Source organism: Faecalibacterium tardum, from assembly GCF_040096515.1.
GTDB classification, from domain to species: domain Bacteria; phylum Bacillota; class Clostridia; order Oscillospirales; family Ruminococcaceae; genus Faecalibacterium; species Faecalibacterium tardum.
In genome coordinates this window covers 12628-27924 of sequence record NZ_JBBMEO010000008.1, presented here as the reverse complement: position 1 = coordinate 27924, position 15297 = coordinate 12628, and the positions used below count along the sequence as shown (strand labels likewise).

Annotated in this window: 19 protein-coding genes and 1 pseudogene; 4 read left to right on the top strand and 16 right to left on the bottom strand. The window is 50.4% G+C overall.

Features of this window, described 5'->3' with window-relative positions:
* Window positions 1-52: 52 nt before the first annotated feature.
* The 7 genes and pseudogenes from WMO44_RS07165 to WMO44_RS07135 all read right to left on the bottom strand — a co-directional run bounded on the left by WMO44_RS07165 (window position 53) and on the right by WMO44_RS07135 (window position 6190).
* Complete coding sequence (locus WMO44_RS07165) at window positions 53-454, bottom strand: adenine deaminase C-terminal domain-containing protein (protein WP_343251943.1); 402 nt, start codon at window positions 452-454, stop codon at window positions 53-55.
* A 143-nt stretch (window positions 455-597) separates the two neighbouring features.
* A complete protein-coding gene (locus WMO44_RS07160) occupies window positions 598-1062 on the bottom strand; it encodes an Hsp20/alpha crystallin family protein (protein WP_097778868.1) in 465 nt (154 codons plus the stop codon).
* A 237-nt stretch (window positions 1063-1299) separates the two neighbouring features.
* Window positions 1300-2295, bottom strand: a complete 996-nt coding sequence (locus WMO44_RS07155) for a PLP-dependent cysteine synthase family protein (protein WP_097778867.1) — start codon at window positions 2293-2295, stop codon at window positions 1300-1302.
* A 24-nt stretch (window positions 2296-2319) separates the two neighbouring features.
* A complete protein-coding gene (locus WMO44_RS07150; protein WP_097778866.1) occupies window positions 2320-2829 on the bottom strand; it encodes a carboxymuconolactone decarboxylase family protein in 510 nt (169 codons plus the stop codon).
* 361 nt (window positions 2830-3190) lie between these two features.
* Window positions 3191-4015: a purine-nucleoside phosphorylase gene (locus tag WMO44_RS07145; protein WP_097785016.1), complete on the bottom strand. Its 825-nt coding sequence runs from the start codon at window positions 4013-4015 to the stop codon at window positions 3191-3193.
* A gap of 165 nt (window positions 4016-4180) precedes the next feature.
* A pseudogene (locus tag WMO44_RS07140) lies at window positions 4181-4354 on the bottom strand (ADP-ribosylglycohydrolase family protein); the annotation flags it as partial.
* A 36-nt stretch (window positions 4355-4390) separates the two neighbouring features.
* Window positions 4391-6190: a GmrSD restriction endonuclease domain-containing protein gene (locus WMO44_RS07135; protein WP_349152170.1), complete on the bottom strand. Its 1800-nt coding sequence runs from the start codon at window positions 6188-6190 to the stop codon at window positions 4391-4393.
* 165 nt (window positions 6191-6355) lie between these two features.
* Here WMO44_RS07135 and WMO44_RS07130 point away from each other — a divergent pair, with 165 nt between their 5' ends.
* A complete protein-coding gene (locus WMO44_RS07130) occupies window positions 6356-7237 on the top strand; it encodes a DUF5131 family protein (RefSeq protein WP_349152169.1) in 882 nt (293 codons plus the stop codon).
* Window positions 7238-7252: 15 nt separating this feature from the next.
* Here the strand turns inward: WMO44_RS07130 and WMO44_RS07125 are convergent, their stop codons facing one another.
* From WMO44_RS07125 to WMO44_RS07085, 9 genes are all read right to left on the bottom strand, one after another.
* Entirely contained in the window at window positions 7253-7705 is a 453-nt protein-coding gene (locus WMO44_RS07125; protein WP_005946299.1) for an aminoacyl-tRNA hydrolase, read from the bottom strand.
* 12 nt (window positions 7706-7717) lie between these two features.
* Window positions 7718-8305: a pentapeptide repeat-containing protein gene (locus WMO44_RS07120; RefSeq protein ID WP_349152168.1), complete on the bottom strand. Its 588-nt coding sequence runs from the start codon at window positions 8303-8305 to the stop codon at window positions 7718-7720.
* A 93-nt stretch (window positions 8306-8398) separates the two neighbouring features.
* Window positions 8399-9169 carry an HAD-IIB family hydrolase gene (locus WMO44_RS07115; RefSeq protein ID WP_349152167.1) on the bottom strand — a complete coding sequence of 257 codons (771 nt, stop codon included), beginning with the start codon at window positions 9167-9169 and terminating at the stop codon, window positions 8399-8401.
* Window positions 9154-9615: a 2-thiouracil desulfurase family protein gene (locus WMO44_RS07110; protein ID WP_349152166.1), complete on the bottom strand. Its 462-nt coding sequence runs from the start codon at window positions 9613-9615 to the stop codon at window positions 9154-9156. Before WMO44_RS07110 ends, WMO44_RS07115 begins: the two co-directional genes overlap by 16 nt.
* Before the next feature lie 295 nt (window positions 9616-9910).
* Complete coding sequence (locus tag WMO44_RS07105) at window positions 9911-10288, bottom strand: desulfoferrodoxin family protein (RefSeq protein ID WP_055185761.1); 378 nt, start codon at window positions 10286-10288, stop codon at window positions 9911-9913.
* Between the two features lie 105 nt (window positions 10289-10393).
* A complete protein-coding gene (locus tag WMO44_RS07100; RefSeq protein WP_349152165.1) occupies window positions 10394-11119 on the bottom strand; it encodes a MerR family transcriptional regulator in 726 nt (241 codons plus the stop codon).
* A 78-nt stretch (window positions 11120-11197) separates the two neighbouring features.
* Complete coding sequence (sfsA, locus tag WMO44_RS07095) at window positions 11198-11863, bottom strand: DNA/RNA nuclease SfsA (protein WP_349152164.1); 666 nt, start codon at window positions 11861-11863, stop codon at window positions 11198-11200.
* A 174-nt stretch (window positions 11864-12037) separates the two neighbouring features.
* On the bottom strand, window positions 12038-12676 hold the full coding sequence (locus tag WMO44_RS07090) for a YczE/YyaS/YitT family protein (protein WP_349152163.1): 639 nt from the start codon (window positions 12674-12676) through the stop codon (window positions 12038-12040).
* 102 nt (window positions 12677-12778) lie between these two features.
* Window positions 12779-13018, bottom strand: a complete 240-nt coding sequence (locus WMO44_RS07085; RefSeq protein WP_005921342.1) for a GTP-binding protein — start codon at window positions 13016-13018, stop codon at window positions 12779-12781.
* 301 nt (window positions 13019-13319) lie between these two features.
* Here WMO44_RS07085 and WMO44_RS07080 point away from each other — a divergent pair, with 301 nt between their 5' ends.
* The 3 genes from WMO44_RS07080 to WMO44_RS07070 are packed head-to-tail and all read left to right on the top strand — an operon-like array spanning window position 13320 to window position 15286.
* Window positions 13320-13466, top strand: coding sequence for a hypothetical protein (locus WMO44_RS07080; RefSeq protein WP_155515392.1), 147 nt, complete (start codon window positions 13320-13322; stop codon window positions 13464-13466).
* Between the two features lie 53 nt (window positions 13467-13519).
* Window positions 13520-14905: a glycosyl hydrolase family 28 protein gene (locus WMO44_RS07075; RefSeq protein ID WP_349152162.1), complete on the top strand. Its 1386-nt coding sequence runs from the start codon at window positions 13520-13522 to the stop codon at window positions 14903-14905.
* Between the two features lie 45 nt (window positions 14906-14950).
* Window positions 14951-15286, top strand: coding sequence for a hypothetical protein (locus tag WMO44_RS07070; RefSeq protein ID WP_097779520.1), 336 nt, complete (start codon window positions 14951-14953; stop codon window positions 15284-15286).
* The last annotated feature ends 11 nt before the right edge of the window (window positions 15287-15297 follow it).

The window sequence follows — 15297 nt, the reverse complement described above, 5'->3', positions numbered from 1 at the left end:
CCGGAGACGGACCATTCAGGTCGATCTCCGGCAGTATTTTTGTTATCGCCTATTAAAAAACAGCCGGAACGACTTTCTGCTGCGCTACATCGATGATGCCGTATGTATTCAGTCTGAGTTTGGGAATGACCGGAAGGCTGACGAAGGCGAGGGTCATAAAGATGCCGATATCTTCCGCTACACCATGTGCCTTGAGGGCATCGTTCAGCGCCTGCATTTTCGCCGCAACGCTCTCTGCGCTTTCGGTGCTCATCAATCCGGCCACCGGAAGCGCAAGTTCTGCCACGACCTGTCCATCTGCCACAAACGCAAGTCCGCCTTTGTTTTTCCGCACAGTGTTGCCGGCCAGCATCATATCGGTATCGTTGTCCCCTGCCACAATCAGGTTATGGGAATCATGTGCGATGCTCGATGCAACGGCTCCGCATTTCAGGCTGAAGTTCGATTTTCTCACCTGTGGATTGGTTCTGCCATTATTCTACCACGCCTTGCCGCTGCGGAAAAGATGTCGGGAAACAAAAATGGCCCCGGAGGGCTTGTTACAGCTCTCCGGGGCCACTTTATGTGCGTTGTGCCTTGGCGCACACGACCGGCGTTTTACTCGATTGCAATCAGATTCGGGTTCTCAGGCAAAGCCTTCGTCTGCTGAGGAGCAGGCAGCTCGATGTGCAGGACGCCATCCTCGAACTTTGCGTGGATGTCTTCCTTCTTCACATCGCCCACGTAGAAACTGCGCGCGCAGGTGCCGGAGAAGGATTCGCGCCGCAGATAGCGGCCCTTCTTATCCTTTTCGTCGTTGCTGTGGCTGCGCACTGCCTGAATGGTCAGGTAGCCGTCGTTCAGATCCATCTGAACGTCTTCCTTCTTGCAGCCCGGCAGATCAACCGCTACTTCGTAGCCGTTGTCCGTCTGTTTGACATCGGTCTTCATCATGTTTGCACCGCGCTTACCAAAGGTATCACGTGCCTCACGGTTCATCATACGTTCCAGTGCAGCGTCATTCCAGAACGGATCGAAGAAATCATCGAACAGGTTTTCATGGAAAACAGTCGGCATAAGCATAAATCATTCCTCCAATCCCGGCGTTCGGGTCGGGGCAAAAAATCTGAAGCGTCCATTCAGAAGGGCTTTCCGGGGAGCCTCGCGGCTCTCCTTTTGCCCTTCCTCCTGAGCACGCCACTGTTATAGCACCGTTCATTAGCAGTGTCAATAGAAGAGTGCTAAAATTCATGAAAGAATAATACTTTTATAAAATCCTATGCAATCTTTTCAAAATTCAGTCGCATCATCGTGTTTTTATCATTTCTGCCGGTACATCGGCGTAGACAGATATTTCATGCCGTTGTCCGGGACGATGACCACGATGTTCTTTCCCTGATTCTCCGGTCTGCGGCCCACCTGCACCGCTGCGTGCAAAGCCGCTGCTGCCGATGTGCCAAGAAACAGTCCTTCCGCCCGCAGCACCTCATGGGCCGTTTCGTAGGCTTCCTCGGTGCGGACATTGATGCACGCATCGCTCCAGTCTGGCCGCAGATAGTCGGAAAGTGCGCTTTCCGGCACATCATACGCCGGCAAAACGCCATCTATGATCTGCGCATCCGGGTGCTCCGGGGTCAGGCGGGAGTCCGGATGGGGCTGCACCAGAACCACTTGCAGATTCGGGTTGCGGCTGCGCAGATAACCTGCTGTGCCAAAACCCGTGCCGCCGGTGCCCGCCATGCAAACCAGAATATCCACATGGCCTTCTGTATCCTGCCAGATCTCCGGCCCAGTGGTGCGGTAATGCGCCTCGGGGTTCGCCGGGTTTGCCGCTTGATTGTTAAAGTAAGCTCCGGTGCGGCGGCAGTAGGCTGCGATCTCATCCAGCGTCGCCTCCCGCTCTGGCTCTTGCCAGGGGTGGGTGCGCTTCGTCTCCGGACGCTCCCCGGTGGCATCTTTGTAATCCAGAAGCCGTGCCCCATAGGCCAGCAGCATCAGCCGCCGCTCCAGCGAGGCACCCCGCTCCAGAAAAATATCCAGTTTGTACCCACGCTCTGCTGCAAACGCGGCCAGACCGATGCCGGTGTTACCGCTGGTCTGCTCCACGATGGTACCGCCGGGTTTCAGCAGTCCGGCTTCTTCCGCAGCATTGAGCATGGAAAGCGCAGCCCGGTCTTTCACACTGCCGGTTGGGTTGAAGAACTCCAGCTTTGCCAGCAGGTGCGCCCCGCACTGCTGCTGCCGCTCAAAGCGGTCCAGCTCCATCAGCGGGGTGCGCCCCACCAGTTCCTCGATGGAATGCACCAGTCCTGCCATTGCTCTTCCCTCCCGATCTTCGGCTCAAACCAGCTTGTCCGGCGTCACATCCAGAATGTCGTTAAAGTAGTTGTTGGCGATCATCATCACGCCCATCGCCGTGATGACCACGATCTCTTCCTCCGTAAAGTTTGCCTTCAGCTTTGCAAACAGCTCTTCCGGCACATGCTTGGGGTCCTCTGCAATGGCCTGACCGTATTCGATCAGGATCTCCTCTTTGGGAGTGAATGCAAAATTCTCAAAGTCGATGCCGTTTTTCTTGAGCAGATTCTGGAAGTAAATGCTGCACACAAGGCAGCCGTTTTTCTGGGAAATAGCATATTCGTAAAAATCGGCTGCACGCTTGCCGATGAGCCGCTGCAGTTCATCATCCAGCGCATAAGAACCGGCCTCCACAGCATTGAATGCCGCTGCATTGTGGAGCAATGTGCGCTTTTCTGCGGTCAGAGCGTGGCCGTCCGCCAGATGGTCTGCAATGATTTTCTGGATCGCTTCCGGTGCAGTTTCCGGGTTGATTTCGCTGATTCTGGGCATAACAAAACCCTTCCTTTCACTTTTTTGTTTGACGAATTGCCTGTATCATATACCCATTTACATACCATGTCAATAGGTATATTACTTTTCGCAGCAATTTTTCAGCAAATAGTGATCAGAAGGGTTGTTTTCTGCACGCCTGTTTCATATTTTCGACTGCTCATCCAGCACCCAAGGCCAGCACTGCATTGCGGACGCACTCCGGGCAGGGGCACAGCACCGTATCGGCCTTGATGCCCTTCAGGTCTTTGCAGATGGTCGCACCGCGTTTTTCCTTGACTGCCTGTACCAGCTACGGGGCGTTCCTCTGCCGTCCGTAGCGATGCCCGGAAATTTTGATCGATGGCTTTCAATATCTTTTTTACTCCATTCTCTGAATCACCGCACCCAGCCATCGGCACAGGGTATCGCCTGCCTGATTTGCGATCTCCAGCACGCGGGCGTGGCTATGCTTGACCGTCTGGATGCCGGTGGCCATGTTAGTGATGCAGCTGACGGCCAGTACCTTCATGCCCATGTAGTTGCATACCATGGTTTCCGGCACGGTGCTCATGCCCACGGCATCGGCTCCCATCCCCGCAAAGGCGCGAATTTCAGCCGCCGTTTCATAGCAAGGGCCCATAAAGCCCATGTAAACGCCCTCCTTGTAGGCAATGCCCAGTTCATCGGCGGTCTGCTTGGCAAGGTTCCGCAGTTCCAGGCTGTAAGGTTCGGTCATGTCCGGGAAGCGGGGGCCGAAGCGCTCATCGTTGGGGCCAATGAGGGGGTTCGTGCCCATCATGTTGATGAAGTCGGTAATGAGCATCAGGGTGCCCGGCGCAAACTCCCGGTTGATGCCGCCGCAGGCGTTGGTCAACACCACCTTTTCCACGCCCAACAGCTTGAACACATAGAACGGGTAGCAGACTTCCTTCATGGAGTAGCCCTCATAGAAGTGGAAGCGGCCTTCCATGGCGTAGACTTCCGTGTCCCCCAGCTTGCCAGCCAACAATGCGCCTTTGTGTCCTGCCACCGTAGATACCGGGAAGTTGGGGATATCCTTGTAGGACAGTTCTTCCGTGTCCGTAAAGTCCGCGGTCAGCTTGCCAAGGCCGGAGCCCAGCACCACCGCGATCTTCGGGCGCTTTTTCGTGTGCGTCTTGATATATTCCGCACTTTCCAGTGCCTTTTCATAAAGATGTTCCATACCGTTCTCTCCTTTTCCCAAAAAATTCGATATACTCTCTGGGTTCAGTATATCGGATTTTTCAGGCCGATGCAAGACGCCCTCCATCGAGTCTTATTAAAAACCAAGGAGCAGATACTTCACATCACGAGTGTGTTGTATCTGCTCCTTGGTTCTCCGAATGTCTTATCTCTGGCCGATGTTCCACCGAAACAGCCCATATCCTTCCTGGATATCCTCCGGCAGACGTTTCAAAGTCTCGTCCCGCAGTTCCTGCGGCATCCCGTAAAAAGCTTCGGCAATGCCGCCGGTGATGCAGGCAAGGGTGTCACTGTCACCGCCCAGAGAGACCGCATTGCGAAGTGCATCCCTTTATATCAAGTTTCGCCTTTGAAATCAGAGGGAATCATAGTATTGATGTATTTTCTCAGCCATCAGTTCCCGACGCCTTTGTAGAAAATCCTGATAGTCGCCAATCTCCATGCTTTCAAATCCGTCTGGAATACAATTCTGTTTAAGATTTTCAGCCAGCCTATCTTGTTCTATGATTCCACCATAAACAGGCTTTTTCGTATTGCATTGCCCTATCACTTCAGTCATATAGTGGGCTGGCGAACTATCTTTAATTTTAATATTGATTTCCTGTTGAATAAAAGCATAATTCGCAATTTGATTGTATTGTGCTTGCACAATTCCATTTTTTATCAAGTAATTTTTCGGGAACAAATGGTGAATATCGCCTCTGTTTTCCAACATGGACTCAATATCAATTTCCATCGACAAAAAGCCTTTATCGTGTGCCTTGACCTGTGCCACAAGGAACATATTAAAATATGGACTGCTCGCAACCGATGTGTTCAGCCGTTGAACAAGATTTACCTTCCAGTACGCCTCAGATAATTCGCCCGACTCTGTGATATTCAGGTACTGCATCGGATCATCATAAGCAAAAAATCTCTTAATGTCGTAATCAAATGCAGACTCTGGCGAGCCAGAAGAATATCTTCCCGTCAAAATAGACAAAGCCAGCCACTTGCGTACAATCTTTTCAATTTGATTACTATCCACTTTTCGTTCACGAAGTGCAAGAAAAAGCGCATAGCCAAAGTTCAAAACATTTTGTGAACGAATCAGCGATTTTTTCACAATTCCCGCTGAGCGCACAATCATCAAATACCGTTCGTAATTTGTCTGATTCACCGCTTGCAGAACTGCCTCATGTAATTGATTGAACGACCTTTCTTCTATTTCGATCTTAAATTCACGCGTTTCAAAATCTCGACCTGAAAGCAAGCTAACCAAATCTGCTAGCTTTCCTCGCTTGAATTTATATGTAAATGCAACACGAAGAATATCCGTATAACATGTGCGATAAATCGGTGCATTCTTTGCAGCTGCCCACTTTATAGCTTCGAATTCCGGTCTCGCCGCAAATTCAGCATCATTTTTCTTGATTTCTTTCAAATCCTCCGGAGACTCCAACAAATGACAGAAGTAATCAATCGTTTTTCGGGTCACATTTCCATTATATATTTCATTCGAAGAAATCTTAGACATTGCAAAATCTGCTTGCGACAGAACCACACCCTTAGAATTGATTCGAATAAAAATTTCCGTTACACTGTCAATATCCAAATCTTCTGCCAGCGTAATAACACCAATGCTATTATTTTGTATTGCCCTCAACCGATTGATTGTGTCATTGATTTCCTGTGCTTTGTCCATAATTCCGTTTTTCTGGCAATATTCCATCACAAAAGAAAAAGAACCAAAGGACACATCCAGCACTTTTGCAATATCCGGAATCCATTTACTGCTTTTTTGATTTGCGGAATTTGCCACTTCAAATATTTCGTCAATGGGGTTAAACGCAATACAGACCCGTTTCCATTTATAGTGGCTGTCTAAAACCTCCTGTCCCACAATTGCAGCCGCCATAGCAGTAATACGCTGTTGCCCGTCGATCAGAACTTTTTTCCCTATTGCAACTGTTCCGTCTTTCAACTTTACACTTGGATTTTGCCATACGATAATATATCCGACCGGAAAGCCCTTATAGAGCGAATCCATCAAATCACGCACTTGCGTTGCGTCCCATACAAATGGACGTTGCATTTCCGGAATCGCAATATTACCGGATTTTATATCCGCCAAAAGCACATCCACCGTATAATTATTCACGCTATATCGTGCCATAGTCAAATTCCTTTCTGTTGTATCATCCTGGAATTCTATCTAAAGTTGTTTTCATACAAAGCGTTATTAAATTTTGTTTAATCCTATCACATCCGGCGGGGCGGTGCAAGGGGTGCTCTTGTTTCCTGTCCGCGCAGCTATTATAATAATAGGTACCGAAAGAAGGTGAGCTTCCTGCACGACATCTGGAATCCATGGCACGGCTGCGTCAAGTGCAGCGAGGGCTGCCAGAACTGCTACATGTATTTTCTCGACCGGATGCGGGACCAGAACGGAGCCGAGATCTACAAAACGAAAAGCGGCTTTTCCTATCCGCTCCAGAAAGACCGCACCGGACACTACAAAATCCAGAGTGGTGAGCAGATCCGGGTCTGCATGACCTCGGATTTTTTCTTGGAAGAAGCCGACCCGTGGCGGGCTGAAGCGTGGGACATCATGCGCCAACGCAGCGATGTGGTGTTTTTCCTGCTCACAAAGCGGCCGCAGCGGGTGCGGGAGTGCCTGCCGCCGGACTGGGGCAGCGGTTGGGACAACATCTTTTTCAACGTCACCTGTGAAAATCAACGCCGCGCCGATGAGCGCATTCCCATTCTGTTTAACCTGCCCTTCAAGCACAAGGGCATCATGTGCGCGCCCTTCATCGGGCCAGTAAGCATCCGGCAGTACCTTTCCGCCGGGCAAATCGAGCAGGTCATCTGCGGCGGCGAAAACTATGATGGTGCCCGCCCCTGCAATTTTGATTGGGTCAAGTCTCTCCGGCAGGAATGCGTGGATGCCAACGTGACCTTCTGCTTTATCGAGACCGGCACCGTGTTCATCAAGGACGGCAGGCGCTACCACCTGCCAAACAAGCAACTGCAAAGCCGAATGGCCTGTAAATCCGGCATGAATTCTCAGGGCAGGCCCATTCATTTTGACCTCGTGGACGACTGGGGCTACCCCATCCCACAGGAAGATCTCTATGTGCCTCATTTCCGCGCAAACTGCGAGACCTGCGGCAGCAAGTTGATCTGCAACGGCTGCAGTGACTGTGGAAAATGCTTATAAAATAAAGGAATTCTATCAATACAAATGAAATTTATGGCTGATCTGATGTGCAATTTCATCCGGCAGCGGGCGGAAACCGATGCAGGTCAGGGTCATGCCTTCTCCGTTTTCATCAAATTCTTCCGGCTCCAGCTCGGTGTGACAGGCATCCCGGATAAGGAAGAAGTCTTTGTTTTCCACAAGGCCCAATTCCTCGGCAATTGTCTTTGCTTTTAGCAGTTGATTGCGGTTCTTTGCCCCGCAGATAGTTTTGGTAAAAGAGCCATCGAACCATTCTTCATAGGTTGCTTTCTCCAACATGATTTCTGCCCGATAGCCGGTAATTTCTCCGTCTTTCTCGATGGGTTCCACGCCCTGTCCCATGCCGATGGGGTCGGTGAGGAACGCCAGCGAAGCGTGGCAGCACTGCGCCGCCAGCTTACCGGGAGACATCTGCAGGTCTTTTCGGGCAATGATGAGTTGACGCATTTTTTCTCCTTCTTACGACAGCTTGATCTTCAAATCTGCCAGCAGATTCACCGCTTCCGGCAGGGAAAACTTTGCATCCTTCAGGCGGCTGCCCAGAATGTCCACCTTATAGCCTGTAGCATCCCGGAAATCCGCCTTGCGCAGGTCACACTGGTAGAACTCCGTTTCGTGAAGTTCCACGCCCTTGAAATTCGCCAGCTGCATCTCGCATTTGGCAAACATGGAGCCGACAATTTCGTTGCCGTCCGAAAAGTCGAAGCGGTTGAAGTTCATTTCGGTGAAGGTGTTATATTTCAGACTGCACTCTTTCAGCGTGTGGATAGGGTCCGGGAAGGCACCGTTGGACATCAGCGGTGCCCACTCAATTTCATTCAGGCGGCAGTCCTCAAAATCCAGCGACTGCACCGAGGAATGGGTACTGCGCAGACCTATGATCTCACACCGCACGAATTTGCACTCGTTCAGCGTGGTATGATTCAGTTCGCACTTGGTAAAAGAGCAATCCACAAACACGCAGTCGGTAAAGTCGCAATCCTCAAAAGTCTCCTCGGTGAACGACAGGTCAGCAAACCGTTCACCTTCACAATAACGCTCTGTCATAAAATTCTCCTGTCAGCGCAGTTCTTCCAGCAGAGCCGTGCAGCTTGTATCGTATCATTTCAAATTTTGAACACGCACATTCAAAATCCAGTTCTACTTCAAAAACTCCCGCAGCACATCCTCTGGGCGGGGTGTATGGTTCGGGTACTTTTCCCGCAGCGGTGCGGCGGCACCATCCATAATGTAGGGCACACCCACAATGTCCAGCATCGACACATCGTTATAATTGTCGCCAAAAGCCATCACATCGGCAAGGTCGATGTCCAGAGTTTTGCAGATGCTGCGCACACCGATGCCCTTGTTGGCAAAGGTGGTGTCGATCCAGTACGGCCCTGCCACAGCGCAGTTCGCCTCTTTCCATCGTGGGACAAACCGTTCCGTGTAAGATTCTACGCCTTCGTGCAGATACACCGATACTTTTGTGATCTCCTCCGGCACCTCAGACGGGGCATGAATGATCTGATAGTTGTTCCCGATGAACTGGATGCGCTGGAGCATTCCCATGCCCCGCTCCATCAGGTAGGCGGTATTCTGACCGGAGAGCATCACTTCGCCCTGCCCGTCGCTGCGGGTCCACAGGTCGTTGGCGATTTCTTCGGCCAGCGCGCGCGGCATCGGATTCTTGGCGATGCACTGTTCGTCCTTATAGATCACGCCGCCGTTTTCGCAGAGAAACACACAGCAGTCCGCCACCGGTGCAAAGAGCTTGCGCAGGCTGGTATACTGCCGACCGGATGCCGGGCAAAACAGAATGCCGCGCCGATGCAGCTCCCGTATCTGCTCAAAGATCTCGTCTTCCAGTTCCTTTTTGCCGTATTGCAGCAGCGTACCGTCAATGTCACTGCAAATCAGTTTGATTGACATTTTCCGTCCTCATTTTTCAAGATAATTTTAGGCAACTCCCCGGCATCCAGAACACGGACGCCTTCGTCCATCAGCATCTTGGCAAAAACACCCCGTCCGGGAATCTTTGTCCCGGAAAACGTTCCGTCGTAGATTTCCTTCACGCCGCAGCTGGGACTGCGGGATTGCAGGATGGCAAGCTCCACCCCATTTTCTTTTGCGATGGCAAGGGCCTTGGCTGCGCCCGCTCGGAACTCCCGGTCCACATTGATGCCCTCTTTGTTCGTGACAACACCCTGCACGATTTCCGCCGGGCACTGCGGTGTGGGCAGGCCGCCCAGCACCTCCGGGCAGACCGGAACCACCTGATGCCCCCGCGCAAAATCAAAGACCGCCTGATTGTAATTGTTTCCGCCGCTGTATTTGCAGTTTTCGCCCAGCAGGCAGGCGCTGACCAGAATCTTCATTGTTGCGCGCTCCGTTTTTCAGATACTGAATCTTTTACCTATTCTACCACGCTTTTGGGCATTGAAAAAGAGGATTTTGCTTTTCCTATCCCCATACCGGGAGGTCTGCCGTAATCTTTTCTAATTCCTGTGCAAGAAACGTCAGTCTTTCCCTCAGATGGTTGTTATGCAGTGCATCTCCGTTCAGCAGATATCCATCCCATTTATACACAGTTCCGAACCCAAAGAACCGCATAAAGTTCTCATCAAAAAACAGGGAGCGACATCAAATCACTCCCCGTTTGCATTGATTGTATCAGAGTTTCGTCATCCAGAGCCCATGCAGATTGCAGTATGCGTAAACGGCCACCGGCTTTTCACTTCCCAGTTCAAACACCGCGTTGGGAGCCTGCCCCGGATTCAGATAGCGGATCTGCCCGCCGTTCTCAGTCTCCACAAAAATCCACTGAATATAGTGAACATCCGCCATGGGGTGCTCCACCGCGCCCACTGTGACCGTGAGACGACTGCCGGAAAGCTCTGCCACCGGCAGATGCTTCTCGCCGCTGGCTTCCACCGTATTGGGAACCAGCTCTTTCATCTTCTCCCCGCAGCAGACCAGCGGAACGCCTGCGTTATGGATGGTAGTGACGAGGTTGCCGCAGTGATTGCAGATGTAAAACTTTGCCTTCATATCGAAATCCTCCATTGGAATGTTATCGGTGTGTTTCTTGTATCTATATGATAACATTTCCTATTTATGATTTCTGTAACTGAATCACGCAAAGCGTTTTTGGGCTCACTTGCAATAAATCTCAATGGCTTTCTGCGCAAATTCTGCGGCACCGGCACCGCCGGCAGCATTGATGTTTTCCGTAAATGCTCCGCCTGCCCCATACATCTGCCCCAGCTGATTCAGGATCACCTTGGAACAGTTATAGTAGTGCTCTGTGATAAACTCCTGCAGCTTCTTCACCTGTGCCTGCACTTCAGAGTCCGCCGGGTCTTTGCTCTGCATCCCGCCGAATGCCGCCACGATGTCCATCAGTTGACTGCTCATGTCCTTAACCTCTTTCTCGGTCTTATGGGCAGTTTTTTCCTCAAACTCTTTGTATTCCGGCGTTTCGCCCCATTCCTTTTTGGCCTGCTCGGTATACTTCTTGATCTTCTGCGTATCAAATGCGGTAAAGTCCATAACCATTCCTCCTGTGGATCGAATTTTCTGCGCAAGGCTGATCAGATCTTCAAGATGCTGCTTTTTCAATGTCAGAAGTGTGATCTGCTGTTCCAGTGCTTTCTGCCGGTCAAAAGCAGGATTCTCCACGATTTTCTGGATGTCCTTCAGCGGAAATTCCAGTTCCCGGAACAATAAGATCTGCTGCAAACGTTCCAGCGCGGCATCGTCATACAGCCGATAGCCTGCTTCGGTACGGCCCGCCGCGCGCAGCAGACCGATTTTATCGTAATATTGCAGGGTCCGGATGCTCACTCCGGTCCGCTTGCTCACTTCGTTCACTGTCATCATCTTGCTGTCCTCCCTTGCGACAGCCACAGTATACGCTATGACGCTGCGTCAGGGTCAAGAGGTTTTCTGAAATTTTTTTCAGCCTTCCCTCTGCTCCACGATTTCCAGACCATCCCGCCCTACATGGCAGAGCAAAAACAGTACTTGCACACCTGCGGCCTTTGCTTCGGTCAGTGCCGTACCAAACTCCGGCTGTGTGCTGACATTTGGCCGCACCTCGGTGATGCCTTCCATCTGAATCACGAAAGCCACTGCGCACCGATACCCTGCCTGCTGTGCCTGCGCCAGCTCGTGCAGGTGCTTCACGCCGCGCTCGGTAGGTGCATCCGGGAAGTAGCCGATACCGTCCACTTCCAGTGTGCAGCCCTTGACTTCCAGCAGGTACTTCTGTTCGCCCTTTTCCATGTAAAAGTCGATGCGGGACTTGCCATAGGTGAATTCCGGCTTGATATAGTCGTAGCCCTGTTTTGCAAGCCACTCTCCTACTACCTTGTTGGGTGCTTGACTGTCCATGTTGACCCAACCAAGCCCCTGCTTATGTACCGCCACAAGGTCGTATTTTGTTTTGCGTTTCGGGTTATCTGACACTTCCAGCCGAACCGCCGTACCGGGCAGTAGCAGTTCCTTGCACCGCCCGGTGTTCTTGACATGGACGGTTTCCACTGCTCCATTCACTCCCACATGGGCAATAAAGCGGTTGGAACGGTCAAGAAAAATGCCGTCTGCGATTTTTCTGTATTTCAATCTTTACTCCATTTACTTCTTCCAAAGCCTGTCTGATGGGTTTGTTATGGCTCCCCATCGCCGCAGCAGTCCACAGGCGGTTTCGAAAGATAAATCTCCTTCATTTTCATTTTCTGCTTAACGGCAGCAATAAAAAAGACCCCCGCAGCGTATGATTTGACGCCGCGGGGTTTCTCAATTGTTCGGTTTGTATTGCAGCACCTTCTGGGAGAACGTCCGGTCGAAGAACTGGATGAAGGGCCCAAGGCAGAACGCACAAATCAAGGTGCCAAGGCCCACAAGGCCACCCAGCAGCCAGCACAGCAGGGCGCTGAGCGCATCGGTGAAGATGCGGCACCCGAAGTACGGGCAGGTTGTGTAGTCCCGCAGACCGAGGGAAAGGTAATCGTAGGGCGCGATGCCGAGGTCGGCGGTCTGGTAGAGAGAAGCGCCCAGCGCCGTGACCAGCACCGCCGCGATGACCCACGCCAACTGCACCGCCAGCGACGGCGCGTCGCCGAAGTGGGCGTGAATGGGGTCATAGAACGCCGTGACGATGTACCCGATGCAGATGCCGTTGACGAAGGTGCCAAGGCCGATGTACTTGCGCCCGAACCAGAATTCCAGCAGGAAAAACAGGATGTTCGTGCACAGGTTCTGGGTGCCCAGCGAGATGCCGAGCAGCTCCGCCAGCCGCATGTTCAGGGCGCTGATGGAGTCGTTGCCGAGGTGGGACTGCTTGAAAAGCGCAATGCCAAGGGCGATGATGACGATGCCCGCCACCATGCCCACCACCCGCCGGGCAGTCGGTTTGCGCAATGCGGTGTCGTTCATAGGGGATTCTCCTTTAGCGTTTCTTTTCCCCTATTATACGCCTACTTTGGGCGGGAGACAAACTATTTATGGAAAGATACAACGATATACGGGGGATCCGCCTTACCCCTTTAATCTCACCTCAATCCGTTCTTTCTCCAGCCCCTCCCCGATCACGATGAGCACTTCCTGCCCCTTGGGGATAGCGTTTGCCGTCAGGCCGTCGGCGGTGGCGTTCAGCTCCACCCAGCCGTTCTCGTCCTGTACGAAGCCTTTCGCCCGCAGCACATGGCCGCACGCGGGGTCGGTAAAGAGGGCCGGGATATTCTGTTCGAGCTGCTGGCACGAGAGGCCCAGCTCCAAAAAGTAGGCCGAGCCAAAGGCCCTATGCGGTTGGCGTTACCCGCTTCTAATTATAGCAAAAGGAGGTTCTTTTTCTACCGTTTCAACGCTACGGCTCTTTTCTTCCACAAGCATAGCTTGTGGTTTTCTCTATGAATAAGAGCGGGGCCTTGCAAAGGGCTCCGCTCTTGTTGTCTAAGAAAGTATTGCCATTTCGAGACAGAAAGAATATACTTATATTAAATGATAAATATATACCGGTTTACAATGCATATAGCGGTCAGACAGAAACCATGCAGGCAAAATGGGCTAACCTAAAAAAATGGAAGAAGAAACATTTGCAAAGATTATTATGGGAAAAGCAGATATCAGCGAATTTGATACTTTTGTTGAAAACTGGAAGAATCAGGGTGGTGACCAGATTCTCAAAGAGATTAACGAAGAATTAAATAATAGCTCTGGTAATTGATTATAGGCAGTATGAATCATAAGTATTTATGATGGAGCGAGGAGAAAAGAGATATGAAGGATTTTGAAAATGATTTGATTTATTATCCTAATCCGGACCCGGTCAAGGAACCGAGATTTATTTTAAAATCTGTAGATGAATTGGAAAAATCAACAAAATACAGTGTTACCTGCAATGGAACAGAGCGTGTGGTATACCATACAGATTCGTTTGACTATGTTGTAGTAGTAGATAACGAAGCGTATGATCTGGAGATTTCAATCCATACACCATATGAAAAACTTGAAATCCGTCCGTCCAGCTTTGGCATAGTTCCTTTGGTAAAAGGAGAAACAGTCCATATCCATCTTGATGAACCGAGAAAGTTTACTGTAGAGACAGATGGTGGTCTTCATGATGCATTGTTTGTGCTTTGCTCGCACCGGATTGAGAAGCCGGCAGATACCACCATCTGTTTTGAAAAGGGCAAGGTATATAATGTAGGAGTTCTTACCTTAAAGTCCAATGATACGGTTTACATAGAGGAAGGTGCTGTTGTATCAGGTTGTGTATACGCAGACCATTGTGACAATATTTCCATTGTAGGAAACGGAATTATCAACGGAGCCTGCTGGCATCTGCCGGACAGTAATGCAGACCGTTTCTTTATCTATGCCAAGTGGTGTAATAATGTACTCTTAAAAGGCTTTACTGCTGTAGACGGTCCTTCCTGGCATGTAGTTCCTGCGGCGTGTGACCATGTTGTGATTGATGATATGAATATTATGTCGAGGATTGTAACGGGAGACGGTATTGATATTACGAGCAGCCAGGACGTAGAGGTAAAAAATTGCTTTATCCGTTCCACAGACGACAGTATCTGCATCAAATCCCAAAGATTGTTTGAAGATCCGTCAACGGTACGTGACGTAACAAAAGTGCGTGTTCACAATAACGTGATCTGGAATGCAGAACCCGGTAATGCCATAGAGCTTGGTTATGCCCTCCAGAGCGAAATCCACGACCTAGTATTTGAGGATTGTGATATTATACACTGCCAGTATGAAGGAAACATGGGTGGTGCGGCGCTTTCCATCCATCAGGCAGATGGCGGCCATGTTCATGATATACATTATAAAAATATCAGAGTAGAGCAGGCAGAACAGAAACTGTTCGATATTAAGGTTCTGCTTTGCAAATATACGGAACAGCTTGCCAAAGGAGAGATTAATGATATCTATTTTGATAATATCCAGGTGCTGAACGGAGATATCCCGGTCTCCATGATCCGGGGGTATCAGACACCGACAGAAGAAGTACGTGTCCATGATGTCCATTTTGATAACATTACTTTTATGGGGAATAAGTGTGAAACCTGGCAGGATATGCGGCTTGTTACAGAACTGGCAAATGACATTTATGTCAATGGTGCCAGAATATGCAGACAGATGAAATTCTGAGAATATCACCATATAGAGATGGTTTTATTATGGGAGGAAATTATTATGGCAAGACCCAAGGGAAGCAAGAATAAGACCCGTATTGTAAAGGCCAACGTTGATTATGCAGCCGTCGTTGCAGAAAAGACCGCCGAAAAGGAAAAAATCGAATCTGAGGTTGCTGCGCTGACTGCAAATCTCGATGATCTGAAGACGCAGCTGAAAGCCAAGAAAGCAGAATTGAAAGCCGCCACCAAGGAACTTACCAAAGCCGAAAATAAAAAAGCTGCCGTCGAAGCAAAGGCAGCAGAAGAAGCAAAGAAAGGCGAAGCAGAAGATGTGCTGAAGAAGCTGCTTGCCAGCGGTATGACGGCTGAAGAAATCCTTGCAAAACTCCAGTAATGCAATATGAG

Bases quoted from the DNA above. Each gene is read 5' to 3' on its own strand.
- WMO44_RS07160 (WP_097778868.1), bottom strand. From the start codon at position 1,062: ATGCTTATGCCGACTGTTTTCCATGAAAACCTGTTCGATGATTTCTTC.
- WMO44_RS07155 (WP_097778867.1), bottom strand. From the start codon at position 2,295: ATGGCAGGACTGGTGCATTCCATCGAGGAACTGGTGGGGCGCACCCCG.
- WMO44_RS07150 (WP_097778866.1), bottom strand. From the start codon at position 2,829: ATGCCCAGAATCAGCGAAATCAACCCGGAAACTGCACCGGAAGCGATC.
- WMO44_RS07145 (WP_097785016.1), bottom strand. From the start codon at position 4,015: ATGGAACATCTTTATGAAAAGGCACTGGAAAGTGCGGAATATATCAAG.
- WMO44_RS07135 (WP_349152170.1), bottom strand. From the start codon at position 6,190: ATGGCACGATATAGCGTGAATAATTATACGGTGGATGTGCTTTTGGCG.
- WMO44_RS07125 (WP_005946299.1), bottom strand. From the start codon at position 7,705: ATGCGTCAACTCATCATTGCCCGAAAAGACCTGCAGATGTCTCCCGGT.
- WMO44_RS07120 (WP_349152168.1), bottom strand. From the start codon at position 8,305: ATGACAGAGCGTTATTGTGAAGGTGAACGGTTTGCTGACCTGTCGTTC.
- WMO44_RS07115 (WP_349152167.1), bottom strand. From the start codon at position 9,169: ATGTCAATCAAACTGATTTGCAGTGACATTGACGGTACGCTGCTGCAA.
- WMO44_RS07110 (WP_349152166.1), bottom strand. From the start codon at position 9,615: ATGAAGATTCTGGTCAGCGCCTGCCTGCTGGGCGAAAACTGCAAATAC.
- WMO44_RS07105 (WP_055185761.1), bottom strand. From the start codon at position 10,288: ATGAAGGCAAAGTTTTACATCTGCAATCACTGCGGCAACCTCGTCACT.
- WMO44_RS07100 (WP_349152165.1), bottom strand. From the start codon at position 11,119: ATGATGACAGTGAACGAAGTGAGCAAGCGGACCGGAGTGAGCATCCGG.
- WMO44_RS07090 (WP_349152163.1), bottom strand. From the start codon at position 12,676: ATGAACGACACCGCATTGCGCAAACCGACTGCCCGGCGGGTGGTGGGC.
- WMO44_RS07080 (WP_155515392.1), top strand. From the start codon at position 13,320: ATGGAAGAAGAAACATTTGCAAAGATTATTATGGGAAAAGCAGATATC.
- WMO44_RS07075 (WP_349152162.1), top strand. From the start codon at position 13,520: ATGAAGGATTTTGAAAATGATTTGATTTATTATCCTAATCCGGACCCG.
- WMO44_RS07070 (WP_097779520.1), top strand. From the start codon at position 14,951: ATGGCAAGACCCAAGGGAAGCAAGAATAAGACCCGTATTGTAAAGGCC.